This window comes from Sorangium sp. So ce128 (assembly GCF_051525245.1).
Lineage (GTDB): Bacteria > Myxococcota_A > Polyangia > Polyangiales > Polyangiaceae > Sorangium > Sorangium cellulosum_B.
Map to the genome: position 1 here is coordinate 375,942 of NZ_CP150313.1, position 26,143 is coordinate 402,084.

25 protein-coding genes are annotated in these 26,143 nt (G+C 72.4%); 13 read left to right on the top strand and 12 right to left on the bottom strand.

Annotated elements, in window-relative coordinates; genetic code table 11:
* The first annotated feature begins 157 nt into the window (after window positions 1-157).
* Window positions 158-373, top strand: a complete 216-nt coding sequence (locus tag WME82_RS01435; protein WP_438041362.1) for a hypothetical protein — start codon at window positions 158-160, stop codon at window positions 371-373.
* 21 nt (window positions 374-394) lie between these two features.
* On the opposite strand, the gene WME82_RS01440 is transcribed toward WME82_RS01435, so the two are convergent.
* The 3 genes from WME82_RS01440 to WME82_RS01450 form a co-directional block, all read right to left on the bottom strand.
* Window positions 395-1,750 carry a hypothetical protein gene (locus WME82_RS01440; RefSeq protein WP_438041363.1) on the bottom strand — a complete coding sequence of 452 codons (1,356 nt, stop codon included), beginning with the start codon at window positions 1,748-1,750 and terminating at the stop codon, window positions 395-397.
* 262 nt (window positions 1,751-2,012) lie between these two features.
* The gene (locus tag WME82_RS01445; RefSeq protein WP_438041364.1) at window positions 2,013-2,591 is read right to left on the bottom strand and encodes a protoglobin family protein; all 579 of its coding nucleotides are present in this window, start codon (window positions 2,589-2,591) and stop codon (window positions 2,013-2,015) included.
* Window positions 2,591-2,773: a hypothetical protein gene (locus WME82_RS01450; protein ID WP_438041365.1), complete on the bottom strand. Its 183-nt coding sequence runs from the start codon at window positions 2,771-2,773 to the stop codon at window positions 2,591-2,593. Before WME82_RS01450 ends, WME82_RS01445 begins: the two co-directional genes overlap by 1 nt.
* Window positions 2,774-3,038: 265 nt before the next feature.
* Here WME82_RS01450 and WME82_RS01455 point away from each other — a divergent pair, with 265 nt between their 5' ends.
* Window positions 3,039-3,929, top strand: a complete 891-nt coding sequence (locus tag WME82_RS01455; RefSeq protein ID WP_437743809.1) for an SDR family oxidoreductase — start codon at window positions 3,039-3,041, stop codon at window positions 3,927-3,929.
* A gap of 34 nt (window positions 3,930-3,963) precedes the next feature.
* On the opposite strand, the gene WME82_RS01460 is transcribed toward WME82_RS01455, so the two are convergent.
* Both WME82_RS01460 and WME82_RS01465 read right to left on the bottom strand, forming a co-directional pair.
* Window positions 3,964-4,566: a hypothetical protein gene (locus WME82_RS01460; RefSeq protein WP_438041366.1), complete on the bottom strand. Its 603-nt coding sequence runs from the start codon at window positions 4,564-4,566 to the stop codon at window positions 3,964-3,966.
* Complete coding sequence (locus WME82_RS01465; protein ID WP_438041367.1) at window positions 4,479-5,222, bottom strand: hypothetical protein; 744 nt, start codon at window positions 5,220-5,222, stop codon at window positions 4,479-4,481. Before WME82_RS01465 ends, WME82_RS01460 begins: the two co-directional genes overlap by 88 nt.
* Before the next feature lie 93 nt (window positions 5,223-5,315).
* Between WME82_RS01465 and WME82_RS01470 the strand changes: the two genes are divergently transcribed.
* The 3 genes from WME82_RS01470 to WME82_RS01480 all read left to right on the top strand — a co-directional run bounded on the left by WME82_RS01470 (window position 5,316) and on the right by WME82_RS01480 (window position 8,025).
* Window positions 5,316-5,957 carry an O-methyltransferase gene (locus WME82_RS01470; RefSeq protein WP_437743812.1) on the top strand — a complete coding sequence of 214 codons (642 nt, stop codon included), beginning with the start codon at window positions 5,316-5,318 and terminating at the stop codon, window positions 5,955-5,957.
* Window positions 5,958-6,058: 101 nt separating this feature from the next.
* On the top strand, window positions 6,059-6,958 hold the full coding sequence (locus WME82_RS01475; RefSeq protein WP_438041368.1) for a type III pantothenate kinase: 900 nt from the start codon (window positions 6,059-6,061) through the stop codon (window positions 6,956-6,958).
* Entirely contained in the window at window positions 6,955-8,025 is a 1,071-nt protein-coding gene (locus WME82_RS01480) for a FecCD family ABC transporter permease (RefSeq protein ID WP_438041369.1), read from the top strand. Before WME82_RS01475 ends, WME82_RS01480 begins: the two co-directional genes overlap by 4 nt.
* 13 nt (window positions 8,026-8,038) lie before the next feature.
* Here the strand turns inward: WME82_RS01480 and WME82_RS01485 are convergent, their stop codons facing one another.
* From WME82_RS01485 to WME82_RS01500, 4 genes are all read right to left on the bottom strand, one after another.
* Window positions 8,039-8,437, bottom strand: a complete 399-nt coding sequence (locus WME82_RS01485) for a (deoxy)nucleoside triphosphate pyrophosphohydrolase (RefSeq protein ID WP_012232930.1) — start codon at window positions 8,435-8,437, stop codon at window positions 8,039-8,041.
* Window positions 8,438-8,527: 90 nt separating this feature from the next.
* Complete coding sequence (locus WME82_RS01490; RefSeq protein ID WP_438041370.1) at window positions 8,528-9,625, bottom strand: FHA domain-containing protein; 1,098 nt, start codon at window positions 9,623-9,625, stop codon at window positions 8,528-8,530.
* A gap of 325 nt (window positions 9,626-9,950) precedes the next feature.
* A complete protein-coding gene (ruvA, locus tag WME82_RS01495; protein ID WP_438041371.1) occupies window positions 9,951-10,577 on the bottom strand; it encodes a Holliday junction branch migration protein RuvA in 627 nt (208 codons plus the stop codon).
* Entirely contained in the window at window positions 10,574-11,089 is a 516-nt protein-coding gene (locus WME82_RS01500; protein ID WP_438041372.1) for a hypothetical protein, read from the bottom strand. The genes ruvA and WME82_RS01500 overlap by 4 nt, the downstream gene beginning before the upstream one ends.
* Window positions 11,090-11,283: 194 nt before the next feature.
* Between WME82_RS01500 and WME82_RS01505 the strand changes: the two genes are divergently transcribed.
* The 7 genes from WME82_RS01505 (at window position 11,284) to WME82_RS01535 (ending at window position 19,122) form a co-directional block, all read left to right on the top strand.
* Entirely contained in the window at window positions 11,284-11,691 is a 408-nt protein-coding gene (locus tag WME82_RS01505) for a hypothetical protein (protein ID WP_438041373.1), read from the top strand.
* Window positions 11,688-13,022, top strand: coding sequence for a LysM peptidoglycan-binding domain-containing protein (locus WME82_RS01510; RefSeq protein ID WP_437860646.1), 1,335 nt, complete (start codon window positions 11,688-11,690; stop codon window positions 13,020-13,022). The genes WME82_RS01505 and WME82_RS01510 overlap by 4 nt, the downstream gene beginning before the upstream one ends.
* Before the next feature lie 271 nt (window positions 13,023-13,293).
* Window positions 13,294-14,934, top strand: a complete 1,641-nt coding sequence (locus WME82_RS01515) for a tetratricopeptide repeat protein (RefSeq protein WP_437743820.1) — start codon at window positions 13,294-13,296, stop codon at window positions 14,932-14,934.
* A gap of 476 nt (window positions 14,935-15,410) precedes the next feature.
* Entirely contained in the window at window positions 15,411-15,983 is a 573-nt protein-coding gene (locus tag WME82_RS01520; RefSeq protein WP_437743821.1) for a hypothetical protein, read from the top strand.
* A gap of 1 nt (window position 15,984) precedes the next feature.
* Entirely contained in the window at window positions 15,985-17,199 is a 1,215-nt protein-coding gene (locus WME82_RS01525; protein WP_438041374.1) for a matrixin family metalloprotease, read from the top strand.
* Window positions 17,200-17,599: 400 nt separating this feature from the next.
* Complete coding sequence (locus WME82_RS01530; RefSeq protein ID WP_438041375.1) at window positions 17,600-18,049, top strand: hypothetical protein; 450 nt, start codon at window positions 17,600-17,602, stop codon at window positions 18,047-18,049.
* Between the two features lie 362 nt (window positions 18,050-18,411).
* Window positions 18,412-19,122, top strand: coding sequence for a hypothetical protein (locus WME82_RS01535; protein ID WP_437743824.1), 711 nt, complete (start codon window positions 18,412-18,414; stop codon window positions 19,120-19,122).
* Between the two features lie 72 nt (window positions 19,123-19,194).
* Here WME82_RS01535 and WME82_RS01540 read toward each other — a convergent pair whose 3' ends face one another.
* The gene (locus WME82_RS01540) at window positions 19,195-19,524 is read right to left on the bottom strand and encodes a hypothetical protein (RefSeq protein ID WP_438041376.1); all 330 of its coding nucleotides are present in this window, start codon (window positions 19,522-19,524) and stop codon (window positions 19,195-19,197) included.
* Window positions 19,525-19,644: 120 nt separating this feature from the next.
* On the opposite strand from WME82_RS01540, the gene WME82_RS01545 reads away from it, so the two are divergent.
* A complete protein-coding gene (locus tag WME82_RS01545) occupies window positions 19,645-20,235 on the top strand; it encodes a Uma2 family endonuclease (RefSeq protein ID WP_438041377.1) in 591 nt (196 codons plus the stop codon).
* Window positions 20,236-20,327: 92 nt separating this feature from the next.
* Here the strand turns inward: WME82_RS01545 and WME82_RS01550 are convergent, their stop codons facing one another.
* Both WME82_RS01550 and WME82_RS01555 read right to left on the bottom strand, forming a co-directional pair.
* Entirely contained in the window at window positions 20,328-25,049 is a 4,722-nt protein-coding gene (locus WME82_RS01550) for a sigma 54-interacting transcriptional regulator (protein ID WP_438041378.1), read from the bottom strand.
* 12 nt (window positions 25,050-25,061) lie between these two features.
* Window positions 25,062-25,991 (bottom strand): hypothetical protein, encoded by a 930-nt coding sequence (locus WME82_RS01555; RefSeq protein WP_437743828.1) that lies wholly within the window; start codon window positions 25,989-25,991, stop codon window positions 25,062-25,064.
* Window positions 25,992-26,143 lie beyond the last annotated feature (152 nt).

Below are 26,143 nucleotides of genomic sequence, written 5' to 3' on the forward strand. Positions count from 1 at the left end.
GCTCCGGCGCCGAGCTCGCTTTGCGCGGCATAACGGCTCTGGAATCTGCGGCCCGACGGGTGAGTCGCGTCAGAACAGCGATTGGTACGCCCCCTGCTTGAGTGTTCGATGTCCCCTGCATCGCATGCGGACAGTACACCACGAAGGAGGACAACCCATGTTGCGCAAGGTGCTCGCAGTGCTCTTGGTCTCCACGATTCCCCTGGCCGCCGGCTGTTTCGTCGACTCGGACGACGACAAGGACGAAGGCGAGGACGACTGCATCACGGCGTGTTCGACGGATCGAGACGATTGCATCGCGGCGTGCGACGATGAGGGCGATTGCGTCGCGGCGTGCGAAGAAGATCACGATTGCGACTCGCTCTGCATCTGAGCGCGCCGCGCCGTCGCTGGTTCAGTGATGTTGCCCCGCCAGGCGCCGCGAGAGCCTGGCCGCGAGCGACGGGCGCGTCCGGATCATGTGCCGCATCGGCCGGATCCCGGAGGGGAAGGCGGCCTCGGCGAGCGAGGGCATGAGCGCCTCGTCGACGTTCTTGAGGGCGATCACGCGCTCTTCCCTCCGCTCGATCCAGATGAGCTCGCCGTCGCCGGCGCGCCCGAGCCGCGGCTCGTCGCCGGCGATCGGCGAGCCGTCGTAGAGCTGCCACAGCGCGGCCTCGACGCCCGCCGCGGCGCCGGCGTCGTCCCACGCCGACGCCCACGCCGTGCCGATCGCGTCCGTCTTCCGATCGCGCACGAACAGGGCGCGATCGCCGTCCCAGGCCGCGGCCAGGGCGCGCATGTCGCCGAGATCGGGCGCGCCCTCGAGGGGGCGCAGGAGCAGGTAAGTGAGCCACTCACCGAGGGTGTCCCAGTCGAGCCGCTCGAGCCGGTCGTCGAGCGTGGACGGGATCTCCTCCAGGCCGGCGCCGACCTCGGGGTCCTGGGCGTCGAGGGCGAGGATCTGCTGGGTGCTCGCGGGCGCCCGCGTCGTGAAGAGCGCGTCCTCGCTCGACCAGTCGAACGGCGGGAGCCTGTCGATCACGGGCGTCGCCGCGCTCGCGCCGGTCAGGTTGTGGGCGCAGTACTCGAGCCCGAAGCTGTAAGCGAACGATGGATACGCCATGAACAAGAGGGGGAGCTCGCTGCCGGCGAGGAGCTCCTCCCGGCGCGCATGCACCGAGGACAGGAGCGGGCCCCAGTCCACGAGGTGCAGATCGGCGTCGAGGTGCTCCTGCATGATGAAGCGCCCCTCCGCGAGCGTCGCGTCGCCCTCGGTGACCGCCCGCTGCGCGAGGAACGCGTCGCTCGTCAGCGCGTCGTCCTGGTCCGGCGCCAGGTCGAAATGCTGATCCTGGAGCCCATGCACATACTCGTGGATGAGAACAGAGTCGTCCACCTCGCCGATGAGCACGATGCCGTTGCTCTCGGGAGAGTACCACGCAGCGGCCCAGTCCCCCGAGCGAGCCAGCGGCTCCCGAAGGTCCGCGTCGACGGCGAAGTAGCCGAGCCGGCCGTAGGTCGCGGCCATCTCCGCGAGATCGTCCTCCTCGGCGGCGGCGGCCGCCTCCTGGTCCGCCTCGAACTCGTCCCGCGTGATCGTGACGACCGGCACGGCGTCGCGGAACGACAGCTCGCGCACCTGCTCGGCGCGCTTCGCGAGCCGGGCGAAGCGGCGCTCCTCCTCGGATGGCTCGTCGCTGCAGCCGGCGATCGTCGGGATGACGGACAGCCCCACGAGAAGAGCGATGCCATCGAAGAATCGGTTCATGGTGGGCGGGCGCCTAGCACCGCATGTGCCGGGCTCCTCGTCGCGGCGTTCCCGGCCGATCCAGGCGATCCGAAGGCGCCCCCGCCCGCGCGTGGCGCGCGCGGCGGGGCGGCGGAGCGCGCGCCGTTGTGCGCTTGCGCAAACGGTCGCGCGATTGCGCAATGGGCCGTCCGCTCGACGCGCCGCCGCCCCCGGGATGCCGGCGCGCAGCCCGCCGCTGCGGTCCGTCCCGGCGGGCGACGCATGGCCGGAAGGGGAGGAATCAGGCCGCCGAGAGGTGGTGGCGCGCGAGGAGGTCGTTCTGGAGCCAGAGCAGCTTGTTGAACGCGCGGAGGGTGCGCACCTCGGTTTCCCGGTCGAGGCCCAGCGACAGGATGGTCTGGAGCAGGGCGTCCGACACGAAGCCCATGAGCGCGTTCATCTGCACGAGCGGGACGACGACCTCGGGATTGCCGGCCTTCGCGGTGTGGATCTTCCCCACCATGTCGAGGTAGGCGACCATCTTCGGATCATACGGGTGGGTCACGAGCCGGACGAGGTAGGTTGAGAGGTGCTGCTTGCGGAACTTGATCTGCTCGTGGTCCAGCGTGAGCGACGCGAGGTCGGCCGGGGGCGCCCCCTCGTAGCCATGCTGCTTCGGCACGAAGTGGCGCTTCGTGGCGTCGTAGAGGAACAGCTTCTCGTACACCGCGTTGACGAGCGCCTCGACCCGCGGGGCGAGGTGCGGCGCGGCGCCGTGGATCGCCGCGATGTCCGCCTCGCCGAAGCCGACAAACTCGATGAGGTACCCGAACCGATACTCGAGATCTGACTCCAGACGGCTCTCGTCGACGTGTTTCATCACGACGGTTCTCCTCCGCGTCTTCGCCGGCGGCGTGCCGCGAGACAACGCAGGGTGAAGACACCGGACCAGCTGTCGCCTGTCAAGCCTTGACGTGACAGGCCGCGGCGGTACCGCGCGACACGGGCGCGCGCCGTCTGCTCGATCACGTCCATCACGTCCATCGCGTCCATCACGTCCATCACGTCGATCCATGACCATCACGTCCATCCACGACCATCCACGTCGATCGCCGAGAGAGGTCTGCCGCCGTGTCCGCTCGGGAGCGCCCGGCGGGGATCCGACGGCGCGCGCTGCTCGCTGGTCGCCGCGCCGGTGTTGGTAGGGGGAGTTCTGATCCGGAGAGCAGGCGGCCACCGATGGCTGGGCTGCGCCGCCGCCCTTATGGCCAGGGTTCGGTGGGAGCGCGTTCGGCCTCTCACCACAGCGCAGCGTCAGGAGGAGGTTATGCAGAACACTGGACCGACAGCGGATCCGAAAGGCGCGGGCCCGAAGCCGCCTTTCGAGGGCAAGACACAGGAGCGTCCCGGAATCGAAGCCAAGATGGAGCCGAGGCCCGATTACGGCGAGTCGTCGTACAAGGGGCTCGGCCGGCTGAAGGACCGCATCGCGCTGATCACCGGAGGGGACAGCGGGATCGGCCGCGCCGTCGCGCTCGCGTTCGCCCGCGAGGGGGCCCACGTGGCGATCTCCTACCTGAGCGAGCACGAGGACGCGAAGGAGACGGCGCGGGTCATCAAGGAGGCCGGGCGCGAGGCGCTCACGCTACCCGGCGACCTGGCCGACGAGGCCCATTGCCGGAAGGTGGTCGAGGAGGTGGCGCGTAAATTCGGGCGCATCGATGTCCTGGTGAACAACGCGGCGGAGCAGGGCAAGGCCGTCGAGCGGTTCGAGGACATCGACGCAGCGCGCCTCGAGCGCACCTTCCGCGTCAACATCCTGGCCATGTTCCACATGATCCGGTACGCGCTGCCGCACATGAAGGAAGGCGGCTCGATCATCAATGTCGCCTCGATCCAGGCGTACCAGCCGAGCCCGCAGATCCTCGATTACGCGTCCACCAAGGGGGCGATCGTCACCTTCAGCAAGGGCCTGGCGCAGGACCTCATCGAGCGTGGCATCCGCGTCAACGTCGTGGCGCCCGGCCCCGTGTGGACGCCGCTCATCCAGCAATCGTTCGACAAGGAGAAGGTGGCCACCTTCGGCAAGAATCATCCAATGGAGCGCCCGGCGCAGCCGGCCGAGCTCGCCCCGGCGTTCGTGTTCCTTGCCTCGAACGAGGCGAGCTACGTCAACGGCGAGGTCCTCGGCGTAACCGGCGGCAAACCGCTCTCTTGAGCGGGTGAGCCCCGCTCCGGGGCGGCGGGGCGCGTCAGGGATCGGTGAGCTGCTTCAGATCGACGCTGACGCCGAGGTGGTGGAGCGCGTCCTCGGGGCGGGTGAAAATGCCCATCGGTTTTTCATAGCCCTTCGAAAGCCGGCCGAGCTGGAGCACACCGGTCGCGCTCTTCAGGAGGACCGCGGTCTTCTTGAAACCTTGCGTCAGCCTCGTGTGACAGTGCGCGAACGCATTCTCGAATCCGTCGTCGTTGCGCAGCGGTGCGTCGCGGGCGTCGACGAGCAGGAGCGTGCGCCGCCTGGCGATCGCCTCGAGCGACCGATCAATGCGCTGGAAGCTCAGCTCGATCGCCGCGATGCTCGGATAGTTCAGCGAATATCGCTTGATGAACACGAGCTGCTGAGCGGGGTCGTGATGGACGACCGTGTACGGGTCCCGCTCGATCTCGCGCAATCCGAGGAAGGCCACGACGGAAGGGTATGCCTGTTCGCCCAGGGCGTCGACCCCGGCGACGCCGCGCGGCATGGCGGCCCGCGGCGGCTCACCGGTCACTCGCAATCCGCCCCGCACCGCGCCTCTTCGCATGCGAAGACCGCCCCGGCAGCCTGCACGCCGTCCGCGTGCATCGCCGAGCACACCTCCAGGCAGCCATCTCCGTCCGCACGGCACGCATCCACGCACGCGAGCATTGCCCTGCACGACGGCTCGGCGACACACGCGTTCATCTCGGCTGCGCACCCTGTCAACCGGCAGGACGCGCAAGGGGACAGCGCGTCTCGCGATGGGCATTGCGCGCTGCACCGCTCGGACGCGCAGCCGCCCTCGAGGAAGATGCCCGAGATGCCCGCCCGGTGCGCCGTCAGGCACGCCTGCTCGCAAGCCACGTCCTCCGCGGCGCAGCCGAGGAGGCAGTTGCCCAGCGCGGCGCACTCCGCGCTCCGCTGGCACGCGCAATAGCTCTCCTGGCAGCGCAGGGCGAGGCAGGTCGTGCACGGATCGCCGAGCGACGCGCAGTCGTAGACCGCCTCTCCCCCCGCGCCGCCGCCGGCCGCCGTGGAGCTCGCCACGCCGGCGCCGGCGCCACCGGAGCCGCCGGCGCCGCCCGCGCCCCCGCCGGAGCCGCCCATGCCGGCGCCGCCGGAGCCGCCCATGCCGGAGCCGCCCGTGCCCCCGCCGGAGCCGCCCGTGCCGGCGCTGCCAGCGCCGCCCGCCCCGGGGCTGCCGTCCGTCGAGCTGCAGGCCGCGGCCAGGAGCGCCGCTGCGGCGCACGTCTTCCAGGAAGAGAAGGCCATGGTCGACGCTACCGCGAAGGCCGCCGGCGGCTCAAGGTGAGGTGAGGAGGGAGCGCGCACCGATGCTACGGTGCCTCGCCGAGGAACCTCGCCATGATCGCTATCGTCAATCCAGAGCTGGATCGCTACGTTCACGACCACTCCGAGCCGCCGCCCGCGCTCCTCGATGAGCTGCGCGAGTTCACCCTGGCCCACGAGCCGAGGGCGGTCATGCAGGTCGGGCGGGTCGAAGGCTCCCTGCTCAGGATGCTGGTCGCGCTCATGCAGGCGCGCCGGGTGCTCGAGATCGGGACGTTCACCGGCTACTCGGCGCTCAGCATGGCCGAGGCGCTCCCGCCGGACGGCGAGCTCATCACGTGCGATCGCGACCCCGAGGTGGCCCGCATCGCCCGATCGTTCTTCGACCGCAGCGAGCACGGCGGGAAGATCCGGATCGCGCTCGGCGACGCGCTCGCCACCCTCCGCGCCATGCCGGCGAGCCCTGCCTTCGATCTCGTGTTCATCGACGCCGACAAGGAGCGGTATCCGGCCTACTACGAGGAGGTCCTCCCGCGCTGCCGCCGCGGCGGGCTGATCGTCGCCGACAACACCCTCTGGAGCGGCGAGGTCCTCGCCCCCGAGAGCGCGGACGGTCGCGCCATCGCCGCCTTCAACGATCTCGTCTTCCGCGATCCCCGGGTCGAGAAGGTCATGCTCACCGTGCGCGACGGGGTGACGCTCGCGCGCAAGCGCTGAAGGTCGGGCGCGGCGGGCGTGCGGCAGCGCGCCGCCAGCGTCGGTGGCGCGTCCGAAATCCTGGCCGGATCCCGGGCGCGCGGCGCTAGAGTCGGGCCAGCATGCTGCTCGCCATCGACGTCGGGAACACCAACATCAGCTTCGGGGTGCTGGAGGGCGAGGTGCTCCAGCATCACCTCCGCTGCGAGAGCGCGCGCTCCCGCACCTCGGACGAGTACGCCGTGCTCGTCCGGCAGATGCTCGACCTCCGCCGCGTCGACCTCGCCCGCATCGACAGCGCGATCGTCGCGAGCGTCGTGCCGACGCTGACCGACACGATGGTGGGGCTCGTCGAGCGGGCGTTCGGGATCGAGGCGCTCGTCGTGGGGCCTGGCATCAAGACGGGCATGGCCATCCTCTACGAGAACCCGCGCGAGGTCGGCGCCGACCGGATCGTCAACGCGGTCGCGGCGCACGAGTGGGTGCGGCGGCAGCCCGAACCCGCGCCCCGCGCCGCGCCGGCGCGAGCGCACGCGGCCGAGCCCGACCGGGGCGATCACGCCGCCGCCGGCGTCATCGTCGTCGATTTCGGCACGGCGACGACGTTCGACTGCGTGACCCCGAAGGGAGAGTACCTGGGCGGCGTCATCGCGCCGGGCATCCAGATCAGCGCCGAGGCGCTCTTCTCCCGCGCCGCGCGGCTGTCCCGCGTCGAGATCGCGCTCCCGCCCCGGGTCGTCGGCCGCAACCCCGTCCACTCGATGCAGTCGGGCATCGTGTACGGCTACGCGGGGCTCGTCGACGGGCTCGTGGGCCGCCTCCGGCGGGAGCTCGGCTACCCGTGCCGGGTCATCGCCACGGGCGGCCTGGCGCGGCTCATCGCGCCGCAGACCGAGACCATCGAGGGGGTCGACGACGACCTGACGCTCACCGGGCTGCGCCTCATCTACGAGCGGAACGCCGAGCGCAACAGCGGGCCCGCCACCCTGCCGCCCGCGGCGCGCGGAGGCGGCCAGGATTGACGTCGCCCGCGTCCGTCCGCGCCCCGCGTCGAGCGAGCGCGCCCTCCCTCCCGGCGCCGCCGGCGTCCAGCCGGGGCCTCCGCCGCGCGCTCGTCCTCGCCGCGGCGCCCGCCGCGCTCGTGCTCTCGCTCGTCCTCGCCGTCCTCCTCGGCGCCGAGCCCGTCTCGATCGCGCGCGCCGTCGCCGAGCCCGGCCTCGACCGGACCCTCCTCATCGACGTGCGCCTGCCGCGCGTGCTCCTCGCGGCCATCTCCGGCGCCGGCCTCGCGGCCGTGGGCGCCGCGTTCCAGGCGCTGCTCAGGAACCCGCTGGCCGAGCCGTACGTGCTGGGCGTCTCCGGCGGCTCCGCGCTCGGCGCCGCGGTCGCGATCGCGCTCGGCATCGGCGCGACGACCGTCCTCGGCGCCACGCTCCTGCCCGCGGCGGCGCTCGCCGGCGGCCTCGTCGCGACGGTGCTCGTCTACGCCATCGCGCGCGGCGCGGCCGAGGGCACCTCCGGCGCCTCGATGCTCCTCGCCGGCGTCATCGTGAACTCCATCGCGGCGGGCCTCATCTCCTTCCTCAAGACGCTCGTCTCCCCGTCGCGCGCCCAGCAGCTGCTCCGGTGGCTCATCGGCTTCGTCGAGCTGCCCACGACCTCGGCCCTCCTCGGCGTCGCCGCCTACGTCGCCGCCGGCTGCGCCGTGCTCCTCGCCGACGCCGCGCGGCTGAACCTCCTCTCGCTCGGCGACGAGTCGGCAGGGACCCTGGGCGTCGACGTCCGCGCCGTCGAGCGCCGGATCTTCCTCGCGTCCTCGTGCATCGTCGGCGCCATCGTCAGCCGCACCGGCCTCATCGGCTTCGTCGGGCTGATCGTCCCGCACGCGGTCCGCCGGCTCTGCGGCGCGGATCACCGGCGGCTCCTGCCGCTGTCGCTCGTGGCCGGCGCGGTCTTGCTCACCACGTGCGACCTCGTCGCGCGGCTCCTGTTCCGGTGGCTCGGCACGGAGCCGCCCGTGGGCGCGGTGACCGCGGTGCTGGGCGGGCCGATGTTCCTCGTGCTGCTGCGGCGCTCGCCGCGCCTGTGAGGGCGCGGGCGCGTCAGGTCATGCCGAGGAGCTTGTTCATGCTGGCCTCGTCCGCCGGCGTGAACGGGTAGCGATCGAACTCGGCGCTCGTGACCCACCGGAACGCGTTCACGGCCAGCGACGCGAGCTCACCGCTCTTGATGTGGCACTCGTAGAGGTACAGGTCGACGACGTAGCGCTCGTAGGGGTGGCTCACGAACGAGATCAGCTGGCCCACCTCGATCTCGACGTCGAGCCGGTGGCGGACCTCGCGCTTCAGCGCGGCCGCGTCCGTCTCGGTCTCCTCCACGCGTCCCCCGGGGAACTCCCAGAGCATCGGGAGCACGGCGGTCGGCCGGCGCTGGGTGATCAGGTACCGGCCGTCCTGTTCAATCACGGCGGCGACCACGCGGATGGTGCGGACCATTTCCATGGCGAGTGCCTCAGGGCTGCTGAGCGTACGATGGGGCGTCGGGTTGTGCGAGCGGGACGGTCGCGTCCTCGGGGCGCCGCTGGCGCGCGCTCAGACGTTGATGCGGAACAGTTGCTGACCCATGAGCAGGATGTCGCCGCCCGTGATCTCGGTCTCGCCGAGGACGCGGAGGAAGGTGCCGTTCGAGCTGCCGAGGTCCGTGAGGAACAGCCGGCCGCCCTGGAGCGAGATCTGGCAGTGGAGCCCGGAGACGTAGCCGTCCTCGGGGAAGAGGATGTCGCCGCGCTCGCGCCCGAGGTGCAGGCCGGTGTCGGGGACCGGGAACGCGTTGCCGGTCGCGTCCCTGCCGATGATGAGGGCGAGCCGCGCGACGTAGCCCTTCGAGGGGCTGCCGAGGCGCTCGACGCCGTCGGGGGTCGTGGGCGCCGGGGAGAGCGGCTCGACGCGGACGATCTCCTGGCCGATGCGGAAGACGTCGCCGTTGTCGAGCTGCACCGGCGTGTCCCTGCGCAGCCTGCGGTAGACGCCGTTCAGCGAGCCCTCGTCCTTGACGAAGAGCCGCCCGCCCTTGATCGAGAACGTCGCGTGGCGCGGCGAGAGGTAGCTGTCGCCGCCGAAGATCGTGCCCGAGTCGCGCCCGACCAGCGTGGGGTTCGTGGGCAGCGTGTACGAGCCGGCCTCGGTGCCGTCGGCCCGGAGCGCCGTCAGCACGACGTTCGCGGCGCCCGACGTGGAGACGACCGGCGTGGAGGGCTGCGCGGCCTGGCCCGCCGGCTTGACGAGCTTGAAGCCGCACAGCGCGCAGAACTTGTTCGACGGCGGGTTGGGCTCCTGGCACTGGGGACAGACGACCGTCCCTGCGCCGGCCGCCGCCGGCGTCGCGGGCGCGGCCGCTGCGGCCTTCTTGCTGGCGCCGGTGTCCTCCCCGCGGGCCGGGGCGATGAACGCCGCGGGATCGACGAGCGCGGGCGGCGGGGGCGCGACCGCCGGGCCCTTCTGGGCGCCCGTGCCGATGGCGGTCGGCTCATCGCCGTAATCCTTCGCCCGCGTCGCTGCCGGCACGCCGTGGGGCGGGGTGCCTGCCGCGAACTTCTTGGGCGAGACGTCGCGAGGTAGCTCGGCGCCGCAGCCGAGGCAGAACTTGTAATGGTCCTGATTTTCCTTGGAGCACTTCGGGCAGGTGATCACCACGCCTCCTCACAACGAGCGACCGGACTGGATCCCAGGGCGAACGGCGGCGGGAGCATATTCGCCGCGGCGGCCCTCTGTCGACTGTCTGTCGCTCCTCCGCCCCTCGAGCGGGGGGTCGCGCGCCGCCGCCCGCCCGTTCGCTGGGGCGATTCCGCCCGGCAAATCGCGGCTCGCCGGGCGCGGACGGCCGCGTTTTTCCGGGCGCGGGCGGCCGCGTTTTGTCGAGCGCGAGCGGCCGCGGTTTTCCGGGCGCGAGCGGCCCGGCTTGCCGGGCTCGTCGGGCGCCGGCGGCGTGGCTCACCTGGACGGGCTGCGGCGTGGCTCACTTGGAGAGGAGCGCGAGCGCATCACGCACGAGGTCGCCGAGCGGGGCGCTGTCGACGCGCGCGCCGAGGGCGGTGACGGCGCGCTCCGCCTCGGCCGGGCGGTAGCCCATGCGGGTGAGCGCGCTGTGCAGGAGGTCCTGCTTGGCGCCGGTGTCCGCGGGCGGGGGGGCCGCGGAGGAGAGCGGGGCCGCGGGGAGGTGGACGAGCTTGTCCTTCAGCTCGAGGACGAGGCGCTCGGCGGTCTTCTTGCCGACGCCGGGGATGGCGGTGAGGCGCGCGGTCTCTCGGCGGGTGATCACCGCGGCGAGCTCCCCCGCGCCGAGCGCGCTGAGGATGGCCATCGCGATCTTCGGGCCGATGCTGGAGATGCCGATGAGCACGCGGAAGGCCGCCCGGTCCTCGCGCGTCGCGAAGCCGTACAGGAGGAGCGCGTCCTCGCGCACGTGGGTGTGCACGAACAGGGTGATCGCGTCCGAGCCGGCCTTCGCGTTCGCGGTGATGCCGCGCGCGCGCCCCACGGCCCCGAGCGGGACGGTCACCTCGTAGCCGACCCCGCTGACGTCGAGGACGACCGTGCCCTCGTCGCCTTCTTCCACGACGTGGCCGGAGAGCCGGCCGATCAATTGACCTTGGCCCCTTGCTGGATCCACCTGCGGATGGCGTCGCGCTCCGCCGAGGGCAGGAGGTCGCCGCCAAAGGGCATCGGGGCCCCGCAGCCGTCGGGGGCGCACTCGAGGTCCCCGCAGCTCAGGGTGTCGTCGAGCTTGTGCATGAGGAAGCTGTTCGCGGGGTCGCCGGCCGTGATCCGCGGCATCCCGGAGGACGCCCTCGATGCGGCGCCGACGTTCTGGGCCACGATCGCGTCGATCTGCGCCTGCGTGGCCTGCTCGCTCAGCGTCGGGCCGAGGTACGCGAACCCGGCCGAGCCGGCCTCGGCGCCGTGGCATGTCGAGCTGAACGCGCAGGACCGCTGGAAGATGGGGAGGACCTCGCCCGCGAAGCTCACCTCGGGCGCGGCGCCGTCGAACTTGCTGTAGTCGAAGCACTCCGTCGCCGCGGGCCCGTCGTCACCGCAGCCGGCGCCGGCGCAAGCCGTCGCGACAAGGAAAATCAGGAAGAATTTCCGCACGTTCACCCCTCGCACCCAGATCTCGGGCTGGGACCCTAGCAGAACTGCGCGCGCTCCGTAACGCGTGACGTCGCGCCGCCCACCTCGGGTCGCGTGCGGTTGTTCCGGCGCGGCGCGCGCGGCGCGTCGCCCCGTCGGGGGGCGCGGAGATCGCCGCGCGTTTGGCCGGCCGGCGCGGCGGCGGGTAGGCTGGGCGTCCCATGAGGATTGGCCTGGGCATCGGCGCGATGGCGCTCGCGCTCGCCGCGCTCAACGTCGGTTGCGGCGGAGGGCGGGACGCTGTCGAACGACAGCTCTCCGAGCTGCGCGCGGAGCTCGTCAGGGTGCGCGCGGAGAACGCGGTGCTCGCGGATCGTTTGGGCTCGCTCGAGCGCTCGCAGGGCGGCGCCCGCAGCGCGGCGCGCCCTGACGAGGCCGGGGCGCGGGCCGTGCCTCCGGAGGAGCCGGACAGGCCCGACCTCGAGGTGGTGCGGCTCGCGCCGGAGGACGACGGCGCGCGGCCGCCGGTGCTCCGCTCGACCGCGAACGGCGCCGTGATCGAAGAGCCCCCGGGCGGGTCGTCGCCGCCGAGCCCGCCCCCCTCCACCCTGTCGAGGCGCAAGCGATGAAGTTCCCCGCGAAGGCAACGCTGGTCCTGGTCTCCCTGCCGATCGTCGCCGCGCCGCCGCTGGCGCGCGCTCAGGACCAGCAGGGCGGCGAAGAGGGCGCCGGCCAGGCGCCGGGCGTCACCGTGGTCCAGCTCCCGAGGGCCGAGCCGACCGTCGAGACGCAGGTCGTGGTGCCGGGTTATCCGCAGCCGGGGTTCGATCCGAACGCCCACCTGCCCTCGAGCTCGCGGGGCACGACGGACACGTCCCGCCCGTCGGACGGCTTCGATCTGGGCCGCCGGAGCGAGGGCCCCGCCTCGGTGAAGGGCGGCGCGAACGGCAGCTACGTCGTCGAGGGGCAGTTCGTGCCCGAGTCGCACTCGGTGCGGCGCGGCGACACGCTCTGGGACATCTCGGGCAGGTACTACACGAACCCCTACGCGTGGCCGCAGGTCTGGGCGCTGAACCCGCAGCTCCAGAACCCGCACTGGATCTACCCGGGCGACCGGATCCGGCTCCGCGACCCGAGCGAGGGCCCGACCCGCGGCAGCATCGGGTTCGGCGCGAACCAGCTGGGGCGAGGGGGGCGCGTGCCGTCGAAGACGATCTTCCTGCGCGAGCTCGGCTGGGTCGACGACGTGAAGAAGGACACGTGGGGGGAGCTCGTCGCGAGCCCCGACGACCAGATGCTCCTCAGCGAGGGCGACGACGTCTACCTCCGCCTCTCGGACGATCACGAGGTCGCGATCGGCCAGGAGCTGACGATCTTCCGCGAGATCAAGAAGGTGAAGAGCGGGGACGTGAAGGGCGAGCTCGTGACGGTGCGCGGCACGGCGCGCGTGGATCGTTACAACCCGAAGACGCACATGGTGCGCGCGCGGCTCATCGAGTCGCTCGACGTGGTCGAGCGCACGGACAGGGTCGGCGCGGTGCTGCGGCGCCTCGACGTGGTGCCGCCGGTGGGCGCCGAGGCGGATCTCGAGGCGAAGATCATCGCGGCCGTCTACCCCTACCAGCTCGTCGGGCAGCACCAGGTGGTGTTCATCGACAAGGGCGAGAAGGACGGCGTGAAGCCGGGGCAGCGCTTCTTCGCGGTCCGGCGGGGCGACCGCTGGCTGCAGCAGATCGGGGGCGCGGGCAGGCTGGCCACGGTCCGGCCGCGGGTGCAGGACGAGCGTCCGGCGCAGGTCGACGAGCCGAAGTTCGGCGTCGACGAGGAGCTGCTGCCGGACGAGACCTACGCCGAGCTGCGGGTCGTGCATGTGCGCGAGCGCACGGCTGCGGCGCTCGTGACCCACGCGATGTACGAGGTCGAGCGGGACGCGGTGCTGATCTCGCGCAAGGGCCTCTGATGATCGACCGCCTGCGGCGTTTCACGGCCGGGGTGTGCGGGGCGAAGCCCACGGGCCCGCGTCCGATTGCGTGAGCGAGCCAACGTGCGCGAAGGCAGCGGCCCCAGCCGTCGGCGCGCCGCCGCTCGGAGGGCCGGAGGGGGCGGAGGGGAGGGGGCAGAGGGGAGGGGGCAGAGGGGAGGCGGCGGAGAGGGACAGCGCGCAGCCGCCGCGCTGACCGCGCAATGTCTCCACGAGGGGGGCGCCGGCGCGGTATGATGGTCGGCCTGGCATGCGTCGCCTTCCCGAAGTCCAGTCCGAGCTGAGGGGCGTGGATGGCGATCCTCCCACGCAGCGCTCGTTCGACAGCGTGACGGATCGCTGCACGCCGAGGAGCGGATCGCTGGCCGAGGTGCTCGGCGAGGGGGTGGTGCGGGGGCCCCGTTCGAGCGCGGCGCCGCCGAGCCTCAACAGCACCCCGCCGGAGGCGCGCGGCCACGCGCTGCGGGAGCGCGGCAACCTGCTCCTCCGGCGGAACGACCACGCGGGCGCCGCGCGCGACTACGACGAGGCGCTCGCGCTGTTCCGGGCGACGGGCGACGTGCTCGGGCAGGCCCAGGTGCTCATGGATCGGGGCGCGCTGCGCCTGCGGGAGGGCGTCTCCGTGCAGGCGGTGCGCGACTACGACGAGGCGCTCGCGCTGTTCCAGGCCGCGGGCGATCGCGCGGCGGAGGGCGACGCGCTGAGGGCGCGGGGCTTCGCGCGCGCCGAGGAGGGCGATCTCGGCGGCGCGGTGTGCGACTACGATCTCGCGATCCAGCTCTTCCTGCAGCTCGGCGATCGCGAGCCGCTCAAGCCCCGGGCCGGGTCGCGCGGGGCGGCCGCCGACGCCGACGCCCCGGGCCCCTCGGAGCCGCCGCGCGCCCGCCCTCACGGCGCCGCGCACGGGCGGGCGCTCAAGGCGCGCGGCGATCTGCGGGTCCGGCTCCGCAACCTGCCGGGAGCGGCGCGCGACTACAGCACAGCGCTCGCGCTGTTCCAGGACACGGGGGATCGGAGCGGGCAGGCCAGCGTGCTGAAGGCGCGGGGCGACATGCGGTTCGGCCAGGACAACGTGACGGGCGCCGCGCGCGACTACGACTGGGCGCTCACGCTCTACCAGGCGACCGAGGACCACCTCGGGCAGGCCGGCGTGTTCAAGGCGCGCGGCGATCTCCGGGTGCGGCAGGGGGATCTGGCGGGCGCCGAGAAGGACTACGACCAGGGGCTCGAGCTGTTCACGGCGACGCGCGACGCCCTGGGCCAGGCCGCGGTCCTGAAGGCGCGGGGCGATCTGCGCTCCGTGCAGGAGGACCTCGTGGACGCTGTCCGCGACTACGACCGGGCGCTCGCGCTGTTCCGCACGGGCTTCGAGCGCCGCGGGCAGGCCGCGACGCTCAAGGTGCGGGGCGATCTCCGCCGCAAGCAGTTCGAGCTGGTGGCCGAGCTCGTGGGCGTCGCGGCGGCCGACGCGTCGGACCTGGAGGAGGCGCTCTCGGACTACGAGCAGGCGCTCGCCCTGTTCGAGGTGCTCGAGGACGGCGCGGGTCAGGCCGGCGTGCTGCGGGCGCGGGGCGATCTGGCGCGCATCCAGGGGGATCTCGCCGGGGCGCTGTCGCTCTACCTCGGCGCGAAGCGGCTCCTGGACGTGTCGGGCAACGCCGCGGAGCTCTCGGCGACCCTCGCCGAGATCGCCCGGACGCACGCGCTCGCGGGCCGCGCGGCCGAGGCGCGCGCCGCGGCGGAGCAGGCGCTCGCGCGGGCCGATCGCGCGACCAGCGCCGAGTGCCGCGAGCTCGCGGAGGCGGTCCTCGCCGGCCGCGTCGCGGCCCGGGACGAGGCTTTCGCGAAGCGCGACTCCAGGGCGCCGAACGGCCTGAAGCGGTTCGACTGAGAGAGGCCCTGAGCCGCGCCGGGGCGCGGAGGGCGCCCGGGCGAGCGCCTGCTCCGCCGCGGCGCGCGCCTGGGCCGCCGCGGGCGGCGCGGCGCGCACCGAGGACCCGCGCGCCGCTCCCGGCGAGCGGAGACAGACGTTGATTGCGCTGATGGCGAGTCGACCCGATCGACGGACAACCATCATGACTCCGACCGATGCTGCCGAGAGCCGGGATGACCCGATAAGGGGTATCTCCTCCCCGAGAGCTCCGGAGTGCGTCGTCTACGTGTACGGCACAAATCCAGGCGCACCACGGCGCGGGTGATAATGCCCGCTTCCGTACATGTCGGCATGGCATCGCGCCGCGGTGTGATGATCCGCCGTCACGACAGATGGGCGACACCACGGCATCGCGAGCACGTTGCAGCGCTGTTTCCTGGTTGGCCGCCGCGCGCGCTTCGGGATAGAAAAGAATGTCTTAAGGAGTCATCTATATGAAGAGAGGCTTGAAAGCAGTGCTCGCCCTGTCCGCTGCGCTCGCTCTGCTAGGCATCGGTGCGCCCGCAGACGCGACGACGGCCGTCCTGCTCTCGCGGGAGGAGCTCGTGCGCCAGTCGGCGACGATCGCGCGCGTGAGCGTCGGTCGATCGTACACGACGGAATCCGACGACGGAAAATCGATCGTGACCCGCACCGAGCTCACGATCACCCAGCCGCTCAAGGGCGGCGCGGCAGACAAGGGGGGCTCGAAGATGATTGTGCTGGAGCAGATGGGCGGGACCTACAACGGCAAGACACAGCGGCTGCTCGGCGACGCCAAGCTCTCGCCTGGCGAGGACGCCGTGGTCTTCCTGCGCTCGGGCGACAAGGGGCGGTGGCACCTCACGGCGCTGGCGCTGTCGGCCTATCACGTGGACAAGAAGGGCATGGCGCGGCGCATCCTCGATGGGCTGCACCTCGTCCGGCGGACCGGAGCCGCGCTCGTGCCCGTCGAGGTGCCCGTCGAGGAGGTCGAGCCCATCGAGAGCCTCATGACGGACGTCGTGCGCATCGCGGGAGGGAAGTGAGGTGAGGCGCCGCGTCGCCCTCGCCGCCCTGCTCGGCGCCGCCTCGTCCCTCGCCGTGGCCCGTGAGGCCGCCGCGTGGACACCGCTCGATGACGTGGTCCCCCGCTGGGACAAGCTGCCCGTCGCCTACTACATCAACCGCTCGACGATCCCGGGCGAGATCTCCGCCTTCGCCGTCGACCGTGTCGAGTCCGGGTTCGAGACGTGGTCGAACGCGGGGTGTACGGCGTGGCAGGTCGACTTCCTCGGCGACACCACCGATCGTTACACCTACAACGACGGCAAGAACGTGTTTCAGTGGATCAGCTCCTCCTGGCCGAACATGCTCGGCGACGTCAACTCGGTCATCGGCGTCACGATGCCGGTCTGGAGCTTCGACGGCGCGATCGTGGACGCCGACATGGTCTTCAACGACGTCGGGTTTTGCTGGAACGACACCGGCAACAACGGCTGTGTCGACACGCAGTCGATCGCCACGCACGAAGAGGGGCATTTCCTGGGCCTCGGCCACTCCGGCGAGCGGAGCGCGACGATGACCCCTTACTATGTCGTGGGCTCGTCGATGCGCACCATCGAGCAAGACGACATCGATGGCGTGTGCGCGCTGTATCCCATCGGCGGGACCACGGTCGCGAGCGCCACGAGCGCTGCCAGCGGCGGCGGCGGCAGCTGCGATAGCTGCTCGAACGATTCGCTCGCGGACACCTGCAAGGCGCCCTATGACGCGTGCGGTGCGTCGACCGCGTGCGGGGGATTCATCGGCTGTGTCAACGAGTGCCAGGACGACGCGTGCGTCGAGCGATGCATGAATGACCATGCCGAGGGGGCCGGCATGTATATCCGCATCCTCGAGTGCATCTGCGGGGAATGCTCGACCGAGTGCTCGACCGAGTGCGCTGGCTTCGATGGCGGCGGCAGCGGCGCCGGCGGCAGCGGGGGCAATGGCGGAGCGGACGGCAGCAGCGTGTCGACCTCCTCCTCCTCGGCCGGCGGCGGATCGACCGTGGGCGCGACCGTGAGCTCGTCGGTCGCCTCGAGCGGCGGGGCGGGCGGCGCGGGCGGCGCCGAGCCGGACGACACGCCGAAGAGCGGCGATGAGGAGTCTGGCGGCGATGCCGGGTGCTCCTGCTCGACGACCAGCCGATCGGCCGATCTCGGTGGCGTCATGCTCCTCGGCGTGCTCGGCGCGCTGGCGTCGCGACGGCGCCGGCGCTGAGCGCTCGATCGCGGGGCTTCAGGGGGAGCACCGGCCCCCGCGGCGGCGCGGATCGAGTCTGGGCCTGCAGCGCTCTTCCGGGCCAGAGAGCACCTGAGAGGACACCTGGTGGAGGCCCGCGCCGTCGGCGTGGGGGCTCTGACCTCCACCGCGCCGCGCGGGCGCCCGCCGGCGCGGCGCGGTGGAGCGCGAAAACCCCGAGATAGGCCGCCTTCCACGCGGATCCTGGGCGCGCCTGGGGGCGGCCCGAAGCACCCCGACAACCTGGTCCGCCGGTTGCTCTATCCGGATGCGGCGCCGCGAGACAGCGACGAGGGACGCCGAGGCGAGCTCGAGCTCGCCAGAGGCCGCCGACACGCCATCTCGCGAGCGCGAACACCCGACCCAAGGACACACCACCATGAACATCAAGAACCTGCTCCTCTGCTCGCTCATCTCGTCCTCCTCGCTCGTCGGCTGCATCGCCGAGCCGCTCGAGGGCGACAGCGTCGATGAGGGCGCGAGCGACGCCGCCGAGGTCGTGGGCGAGGGCGCAGAGGCGATCATCGGTCCTGGCGGCGATGACGGCGGCGGCCCGGTCACGAAGACCGTGAACCTCTCCTGCTCGATCACCTATCCCAGCATCTTCAACCCGAACGCCGCGATCAAGAACACCTCGCTCTTTGGCGTTCCGGACTCGGCGAAGATCACCTTCACCGTCACGCACTACTACGGCGATCCGGGGCCCTACACCCGCTCGGTCACCGGGCCGCTCGCCAAGGGCCAGACCAAGCTCGTCCCCCTCACGCACCCCGGCGCGCTCGACGCTTACGGCTGCACCGCCAAGGCCACCTGGACCCTCCTCGACTGAACCCGCGGCGCAGACCAGCAGCCCTGTTGCAGCGCCAGGGCGTCACCGCGCACGGAGTCTCGATGTCCCGAGGCGCGCGTCCACGCGCGCCTTCGCGGCGCTCGCCCTGGCTCCCGATCTCCACGAGCGCAGCGCTCGACACGAGGGCAGCACGCGACGTCTTACCTGTTCCTACCTCTCCCACCTCGCTCTCAATTCTTGTTTTGCTAATTGACACAATAGAAAATCGGGCTACCCTGAAGCTCGTGACTGCGCCAGGCCGCCCGCGCGGCAGACCGAGGAAGGATCCGCAGCAGCTCGCGACATGGGTTCCGCCCGAAGGCTGGTCACGCCTCGTCGCGTGGATCTCGCCGGAGGAGCGGATGGCGCTGAAGCGCGTCGCGCTCGAGGCGAGCACCTCCGTCGCGGAGCTGGTGCGTGCCCTGGCGAGCGGGCTCGCTGGGGGTGTCATCACCCCTGACGAGCTGCTCGGCCAGGTACGAAAGGGCATTCAGGTCATGGAGAAGATTCCGACGATTTTCGATCGCGGCGACGACTTCAAGGTGCTCCCGAAGCCGCGGGAGGGGTGCGAGTGGGTCTTTGCGGGCGAGGGCCGTCCCACCGAGAAGCTCGACGGCACGAACGTGCGGTTGACCATTCGCTCGGGCCACGTGGTCCGGGTCGAGAAGCGCAGGAACCCGAGCAAGCTCCAGAAGCAGCAGGGAATCATCGACGGCTGGTACGTCGACGCCGACGAGCACGGTCCGGAAGACAAGTGGATCTTCGAGGCGGTTCGCGGGACGGAGTTTCTGGGCTGGCCGGACGGCGAGCACTCGGCCGAGGCGCTCGGACCGAGCATTCAGGGCAACCCGCTCGGGCTCGCCAGGCACATGGTCGTGCCGTTCAACCTCGAGATTCCCGTCTACGATGACGTCCCGAGGACCTATGACGGCCTCCACGGCCTGTTCCAGCACCTGGAGAGCCGCTTCGCCCCGGGCCACCTCGCCGAGGGGATCGTGTTCCACCACCCCGACGGCCGGCGCGCCAAGATCAAGCGCAAGGACTTCCCCGGAGGGGCCGGCAAGTCGCGGTGAGGCTCCGGCCGATCGGGGCGTCCCTCCGCCGGGATCGAGGCAGCTCGCGATTCGCGCCCGTACCGTGGGCGCTCAGCGCCGCCGCCTGCCGCGCGCCGGCTTGCTGCTGCCTCCGCCGCGCGGCGCTGGCTTCTCTCCGCCGGGACGCCGGGCCGGCTTCTCTCCACCGGGACGCTGGGCCGGCTTCTCCGGCGGCGCCTCCGTCGTCCGGACGACGAGCAGCGCCCGCCCGCGCTCGAAGGTCGGCGTCACGCTCACGTAGCCGTTCTCCCGCGCGAAGCCCGCCGTGTCGCCGCGGTGCTCATCCATGTACCGGCTGAACCGCGTCCAGAGATCGCGCGCCTCCTCGTCGGCGAGGGGCGCGCCGTCGATGGAGGCGGCGAGGTTCGAACGATCGCTCACGTGGATCCCGTGGCCGGGATGATGCGCCGGGAAGTGCGGCGTTTCCAGGGGTTATTGGCGGGTCGACCCCGCACGTCTCGCCGCCTTGCCGCGCCATCCGCCCCCGGGCAGGCTTCGCCCATGGGCCAGCCCGCCGAGAAGCAGCGCCGCGCGACGTACGCCGACCTCGAAGCCGTCCCGCCGAACAAGGTGGCGGAGCTCATCGGGGGCGTGCTCCACGTCATGCCCCGGCCGGCGCCGCGGCATTCCAGGGCGGAGAGCGCGCTGCAGGGGGAGCTCTTCGGCCCGTTCGACCGCGGCCGCGGCGGGCCCGGCGGCTGGACCATCTTGGTCGAGCCCGAACTGCACTTCCCCGACCCGGACGCGCCGGGCGAGATCGACGCGCTCGTGCCCGACCTCGCCGGCTGGCGCCGCGAGCGCATGCCCGAGCTGCCCGAGACGGCCTATTTCGCGCTCGCCCCGGACTGGGTCTGCGAGGTCGTGAGCCCGTCGACCGAGGACGTCGACCGCGACGAGAAGATGCCCATCTACGCGCGCGAGGGCGTGCGGCACGCGTGGCTCGTCGACCCGATCGCGCGGACGCTCGAGGTCTATGTGCTCGGCCAGGATCGTCGCTGGGGGCCCGCCGTCGTCCACCACGACTCCGCTCGCGTCCGCGTTGAGCCCTTCGAGGCCATCGAGCTCGAGCTCTCGGTCCTCTGGGCGAGGTGACGCGCCACCGCGATGACACGGCTGCTCCGGCCGGGGCGCCGGTGTTCCCCCAGCTTCTCCGCCGCGCCCTTGCCCCGAGCGCGGCCCCCGTGTCACTGGATCCCGTACTCCTTGAGGCGCCGGTAGAACGTCCGGCGCGGCAGGCCCACGACCTGCGCCGCCTTCACCCGGTTCCAGTTACAGCTCGAGAGCGCGACAAGGATTCGCTCCCGCTCGCTCGCCTTGTGCGCGTCCAGCGACGTCTCGACGTGGTGCGGGTCGCTCGACGGCGGAGCCCGGCCCGCGCTCGCGGGCGCCCCGCCGCCAGCGGGCGCTCGCGGCGGGGGCGTGGCGCCGCTGTCGAGCGAGCCCCGCAGCGACCGAGGCGCCGCGTCGGGGAGCTCGAAGTCCTCGCTCTCCAGCTCGGGGCGATCCGACAGGACCCACGCGTTGAGCAGCACGTTCTCGAGCTGCCGCACGTTCCCGGGCCAGGTGTACGCCGACAGCCGCTTCAGCGCGGCGCGGGACACGCTGCGGCGATCGCGGCCGTAGCGCGCGGCGAAGATCCCGAGGAAGTAGTCGATGAGCAGCGGGATGTCCTCGATCCGCTGGCGCAGCGACGGAACCCGCACCTCGACGACGTGCAGCCGGTAGTAGAGATCCTCGCGGAACGTGCCCCTCGAGACCATGTCGGCGAGATCCCGGTGCGTCGCCGCGATGACCCGCGCGTCGACCGGCTCCTCGCGCGCGCCGCCGACCGGACGGACGACCTTCTCCTGCAGCACACGCAAGAGCCCCGCCTGCATCTTCTGCGGCATCTCCCCGATCTCGTCGAGCAGGATGGTGCCGCCGGTCACCTCCCGGAAGAGCCCCTTGCGGTCGCGATCGGCGCCGGTGAACGCGCCGCGGACGTGCCCGAAGAGCTCGCTCTCCAGCAGGTGCTCCGGGATCGCGCCGCAGTTGATGCCGACGAACGGCTTCTTCGCCCGCGGGCTCGCGTTGTGGATCGTCCGCGCGACGACCTCCTTGCCCGTCCCGCTCTCGCCCGTGATCAGGATCGGGATGTCCGTGTCCTTCACCCGGTCGATGAGCGCGTAGACGCGGCGCATCGCCTCGCTCGTGCCGACCAGGCCCTCGTAGCCGAAATGGCCGCGGATCACCGCGCGCGCCGAGCGCAGATCCCGCCGCGTCGCGGCCAGCTGCGCGGTGCGGTGGCCGAGGAGCTCCTCCAGCTTGGCGCGCGCCGCGCGCAGCTCCTCGTTCGCGCGCTCCAGCTCGCGGGCGCGGCGCTCGTTCTCGCTCACGAGGCGCGCCGTCTCGATCGCGATCGCGACCTGATCGGCCAGCGCCGTCAGCGTCGGGAGCTCCACCTCGAACTTCGCCGCCGCGCTCAGCCGGGTCTCCAGGTACAGCGCGCCGATCACCTGCCCGCTCCGCTGCCGGATCGGGACGCACGCGACCGACTGCAGCATGAGCTGGTGCACGGAGACGTAATCGCTCATGCGCGCGTCGTCCCGCGCGCTCGCGGTCACGACCGGCTCACCCGTGGAGATCACACGCTCGGCGATCGAGCTGGAGAAGCGCGCGTGCGGGTCGTCCCCCGCCTGGTCGCGCGAGGCGTGGATCGAGAGATCGACCGCGCCTTCGCCCCCGACCTGCTGCAGCTCGTCGCGCGGCGGTCGCTGCAGGATGATGAACCCGCGCTCCGCCTGGAGGAGCGCGATCGCATGATCGGTCACCTTCGCCAGCAGGCGCGTGAGATCGTGCTCGCCGGCGATCTCGCGGTTGATCTCGAGGACCCGCGCCAGCCGGTCCTCGCCCTGGGGGGCCGCAGCGCCTGCCTGAGCCGCCGCGCTCTGCTGGGTGAACGGCACCGTGCGGCTGCTCATCAGCTCGAGCATCGCGGCCGCCCGGATCTCCTTGCGCCGCGCGTCGTTCCAGAACACCTCCCGGAGGTCGCGCGGCAGCTTCGAGGCGATCTCCTCCAGCGTGATCAGCGCCTCCTCGCGGTCGTGGCGCGCCCGGATGAGGTGCCCCCGCTCCGTCTCGAGCTGCGCCCGCGCCTCCAGCGCGCGCCAGATCCAGTCGCGCTGGCCCGCGGCGCGCGCCGCGTCGAGCGCCTCGTCGTACGCCGCCCGGGCCCGCCACTCGTCGCGCGCGAGCGCCGCGACGCGGCCGCGCGCGAGCGCGAGCAGGGCGCGGTGGGCGCCGGTCGTCCCCAGGCGCTCCGACGCCACGTCGATCTCCTCGCCGAGGGCGCGCGGATCCGCGCCGGCGCGCGCCACCGCGAAGAGCACGCGCTCGAGCCGCGCCTCGACCCCGTCGATGCGCCGGCCCATCGCCTCGTACGCCTCGGCGCACTCGAGGCAGAGCCGCTCGGCCTGCTCGAGATCGCCCGAGCGCGCGGCGTGCTCCGCCTCGAGCGCGAGCAGCTGCGCCTGCTGCTGCGGCGCGAGATCCGCGCGCTGGGCGGCGAGCGCGTCGAGCGACACCCGGGCCCGCGCGAGCCGCCCGAGGTAGAGGTCGAGGTTCGCGAGGTTGAGGAGCGCCTGGCGGATCGTCGCCACGCGGCCGGAGCGCCGGCCCAGGTCGACGGCGGCCTCGAGGTGGCGGATGGCCGCGCCGAGGTCGCCCTGGAGCTTCGTGAGCGCGGCGAGGTTCAGGCGGGTCGTCGCGAGCGTGCCCGCGTCGCCGGCCTGCTCCGCGGCCGTGAGCGCCTCCTCGTAGACCGCCTTCGCCTCGCTGAGGTGGTCGTCCCGCTGGAGCGCGAAGGCGAGCGACACGAGCGCGACCGACAGGATCCGTGGCTCCCCCGTGAGCCGCGCGAGCCGCACCGCGTGCTCCAGCGTGCGCTTCGCGTCCTCGTGCCGCGAGGCGAAGCTCTGCGCGAGCCCGCGCGTCGCCACCGCCTCGGAGACGATCGCCTCGGGCGAGGCGCCGAACGCGGCGGCCGTCGCGAGCTCGGGGCGCGACGCGCCGGTCAGCTCCGCCTCGATCTTGAGCGGGCCCACCCGCTCCACGGCCTCGCCCGCGCGGCGCTCCGCCTCGCCGTAGTCGCCGGCGCGCACGAGCGCGCGGGCCATCTGCAGCGACCAGAACGCCGCCAGCGCGTGATCGCGCGAGGCCTCGACCTGGTCCTTCACGCGCCCGAGCTCGGCGAGCGCCCTCGCCGTGTCGCCGCGGTTCATGGCGAGCCGCGCGCGCGCGATCGTCAAGCTGGGCACCGCGGCGGCCGAGCCGTCGCCCTCGTGCCGCCCGAGCGCCTCCGCGGCCGCGTCGAAGTGGCCCCGGTCGAGCAGCCGGTGGATCTCCGCCGGCGGCAGCGCCGCCCCCTCGGCGCCCGCGCCGCCCGGCCCGGACGCGACCGCGCTCGTCGGGGGCGCGTCGAGCAGCCGATCGACGTCCTCGGTCGACGCGACGGGCGCGCGCGCGATGCACGCGACGATCTCGCGGATGCGCCCGGGCCACCGCCCCGCGCGGGAGACGACGTGCGCCGCCACCGCGTCGCTCAGCGACGGGATGGTGCGCTGCACGAGCTCGCGGGCGACCTGCTCGTCGAGCGGCGCCATCTCGAAGCGCTCGAACCCGCGGCCCAGGCGCGCGGGTGAAGGCGCGTCGTCAGCGGGCGCGCCGCGCGCCGCGCCTGGCCCCCGGTTCGCGCCGCTCTCCGATGGATCCCCGAGCACGAGCACGAGCTTGCCGCCGGCCTTCCGCACCTCGTCGAGCCGCTCGATCGCCGCGTCGCCGAGCCGATCGGCGTCGTCGACGAGCGCCGTCACCCGGCCGAGATCGTGCTCCGACAGCTCGATCGAGAGCGCCTCGCGCTGGTCTGCCACGCGGGCCGCCTCGACCCACGCGACGGCGTACCCGCCGACCTCGAGCGACCACGCGATGCGCCGGAGCAGCGCGCTCCGCCCGGAAGCGCGCGGGCCTTCGATGGAGAGCCCGCCGCCCGCGGGCAGCGCCATGATCTGCGCGAGCAGCCGCGTGGAGGGCGCGTCCAGCCCGACGATGGGCCAGACCACGGCGCCCGCGTCCGCGTCGGGACGCGCGCCCGCCTCGCCCGACCTCGCGGCCTCCTCTCCCGGCCCGGAGGGGAGCCGCGCCGCGCGCCGGAGCGCGTTCGCGAGCTCGTCGGCGCTCGGGTAGCGCGCGTTCGGGTCCTTGGCGGTCGCCCGGTCGACGACCCCCTGGAGCGCCTCGACGACCTTCGGATCGCGCTCGCCACCGCTGTCGCGGAGGGCCTCGGCGAGCGTCGCGCCGAGCGCGAACACCTCGGCGCGGACGGTGAGCGGGTCGCCCTTGAAGAGCTCCGGCGCGGCGTAGCGGGGCGTGAGGCCCACGGGCCGCGAGCCGTCGTCCCGGAACGGCGCGGCGAGGCCGAGGTCGACGAGCGTGGCGCGGCCGCCCTCGCCGACGATGATGTTCGCGGGCTTCACGTCGCCGTGCAGCAGGAGCGCGCGGTGCAGGCGCGTCAGCTGATCGGCCGCGTCGGCGATGGCCGCGAGGTTTTTGGCCAGGTCGCCCTTGCGCGCGAGCAGATCGGCGAGGCTCGTCCCCTCGACGAGCTCGCGCACCATGAAGGGCCGCCCTGACGCGGGCAGCCGGCCGAAGCGCAGCACGCGCGGCACGCCGAGGCCCTCGACGCCCGACAGCGCCGCCGCCTCGCGGACGAGCGCGAGCACCTCCGGCTCGTCCGCCTCCTCGCCGAGCGTCTTCAGCGCGGCCGTCTTGCCGGTGAGGCGGTCGCGCACCGCCCACACCTCGCCACCACCGCCCTTTCCGAGGGCCCCGATCGGCTCATAACGCGGCGGAAACAGCGGACGCGACGTCACCTCATCCCTCGATCAGAGGCCATACCCCGCGGACAGCCCGAAGAACAACCCTGTGATGGAGAAGCCGGCGTCGAGCCGCGTCTGAAGCTGCTTGATCGGCTTGTACCGGAAGCTGAGCTGCGGGAACGAGATCCACGGGAACACCGACGGCTTGGAGCCTCCGTTGATCCAGCTCGGCTCGTCGTAGTCGCCGAAATGCTCGTTGGAGCCGTCGCAGAAGCCGCCGGTCGGGCCGGCGCACTTGCTCCACGAGCCCACGTCGTCGGGGTCGAGGCGCGACGGGTTGTTCGGGTACGCCTGCGCGCGGTAGAGGTTGCCGAAGACGACGCCGAGCCCGACGCCGCCGCCGATCAGCAGGGAGAAGCGGCCCTTCTCCTTGTCGAGCGGGATCTCGTAGAGGAGATCGGTCGTGAAGTAGACGAGCTTCATGGTGCTCGACACCATCTCCCAGGCGTCGTTGCCGTCGTTCTTCCCCTTGAAGAGGAAGGGATCCATCGAGTAGTCCGCGTAGGAGATCGCCAGATCGATCTCGAGCCCGTCCCTGCGCGTCGAGAGCTCCGGGCCGAAGGTGAACACGTTCACGCTCGACCCGCCGTCCGCGAAGAGGTTGATCATCGCCTTCGGCACAATGAGGTTCCGGAACCGGAGCCCGGCGAACCGATAGGTCTTGCCCTCCCTCTCGAACGGGGCGTTCTCATCCGCCGCCTCGGGCGGCGCTTCCTGCGGCTTGTCCTTCTCGCCAGGCGCCTTGTCGTCCTGCGCCTTCTCGTCCGTGGCCTGCTTCTCGGCAGCAGGGGAGTCGTCCAGGTTGCCTTCGGCGTCGTCCTTGGGCTGCGCGCCGGCGCTCGATGAGAAGCACACGGCGCCGAGCAATGCGGCGAGCGCGGCGGCCCTTGCGTGCACCCCGACCGCGAGCTGCCGACCCATCTTCACGTGGTACATTGTAGGTCACCTAGCGATGCGTAAGTTCAGGGCCGGGCTCCGCGCCCACGGAACGGGCGCGCCGAGGTCAGCATCGGGTTCTCCGCGCGCCCCGGTGGACCGGGCACCAGCGGAGGGGAGGGTACACGAGACGCAGCGCCGTGTGACGCCTG

Coding starts and splice junctions, on each gene's coding strand:
- WME82_RS01435 (WP_438041362.1), top strand. CDS start 158: ATGTTGCGCAAGGTGCTCGCAGTGCTCTTGGTCTCCACGATTCCCCTG.
- WME82_RS01440 (WP_438041363.1), bottom strand. CDS start 1,750: ATGAACCGATTCTTCGATGGCATCGCTCTTCTCGTGGGGCTGTCCGTC.
- WME82_RS01445 (WP_438041364.1), bottom strand. CDS start 2,591: ATGAAACACGTCGACGAGAGCCGTCTGGAGTCAGATCTCGAGTATCGG.
- WME82_RS01450 (WP_438041365.1), bottom strand. CDS start 2,773: ATGGACGTGATGGACGCGATGGACGTGATGGACGTGATCGAGCAGACG.
- WME82_RS01455 (WP_437743809.1), top strand. CDS start 3,039: ATGCAGAACACTGGACCGACAGCGGATCCGAAAGGCGCGGGCCCGAAG.
- WME82_RS01465 (WP_438041367.1), bottom strand. CDS start 5,222: ATGGCCTTCTCTTCCTGGAAGACGTGCGCCGCAGCGGCGCTCCTGGCC.
- WME82_RS01470 (WP_437743812.1), top strand. CDS start 5,316: ATGATCGCTATCGTCAATCCAGAGCTGGATCGCTACGTTCACGACCAC.
- WME82_RS01475 (WP_438041368.1), top strand. CDS start 6,059: ATGCTGCTCGCCATCGACGTCGGGAACACCAACATCAGCTTCGGGGTG.
- WME82_RS01485 (WP_012232930.1), bottom strand. CDS start 8,437: ATGGAAATGGTCCGCACCATCCGCGTGGTCGCCGCCGTGATTGAACAG.
- WME82_RS01505 (WP_438041373.1), top strand. CDS start 11,284: ATGAGGATTGGCCTGGGCATCGGCGCGATGGCGCTCGCGCTCGCCGCG.
- WME82_RS01510 (WP_437860646.1), top strand. CDS start 11,688: ATGAAGTTCCCCGCGAAGGCAACGCTGGTCCTGGTCTCCCTGCCGATC.
- WME82_RS01515 (WP_437743820.1), top strand. CDS start 13,294: ATGCGTCGCCTTCCCGAAGTCCAGTCCGAGCTGAGGGGCGTGGATGGC.
- WME82_RS01520 (WP_437743821.1), top strand. CDS start 15,411: ATGAAGAGAGGCTTGAAAGCAGTGCTCGCCCTGTCCGCTGCGCTCGCT.
- WME82_RS01530 (WP_438041375.1), top strand. CDS start 17,600: ATGAACATCAAGAACCTGCTCCTCTGCTCGCTCATCTCGTCCTCCTCG.
- WME82_RS01535 (WP_437743824.1), top strand. CDS start 18,412: ATGGCGCTGAAGCGCGTCGCGCTCGAGGCGAGCACCTCCGTCGCGGAG.
- WME82_RS01545 (WP_438041377.1), top strand. CDS start 19,645: ATGGGCCAGCCCGCCGAGAAGCAGCGCCGCGCGACGTACGCCGACCTC.
- WME82_RS01555 (WP_437743828.1), bottom strand. CDS start 25,991: ATGTACCACGTGAAGATGGGTCGGCAGCTCGCGGTCGGGGTGCACGCA.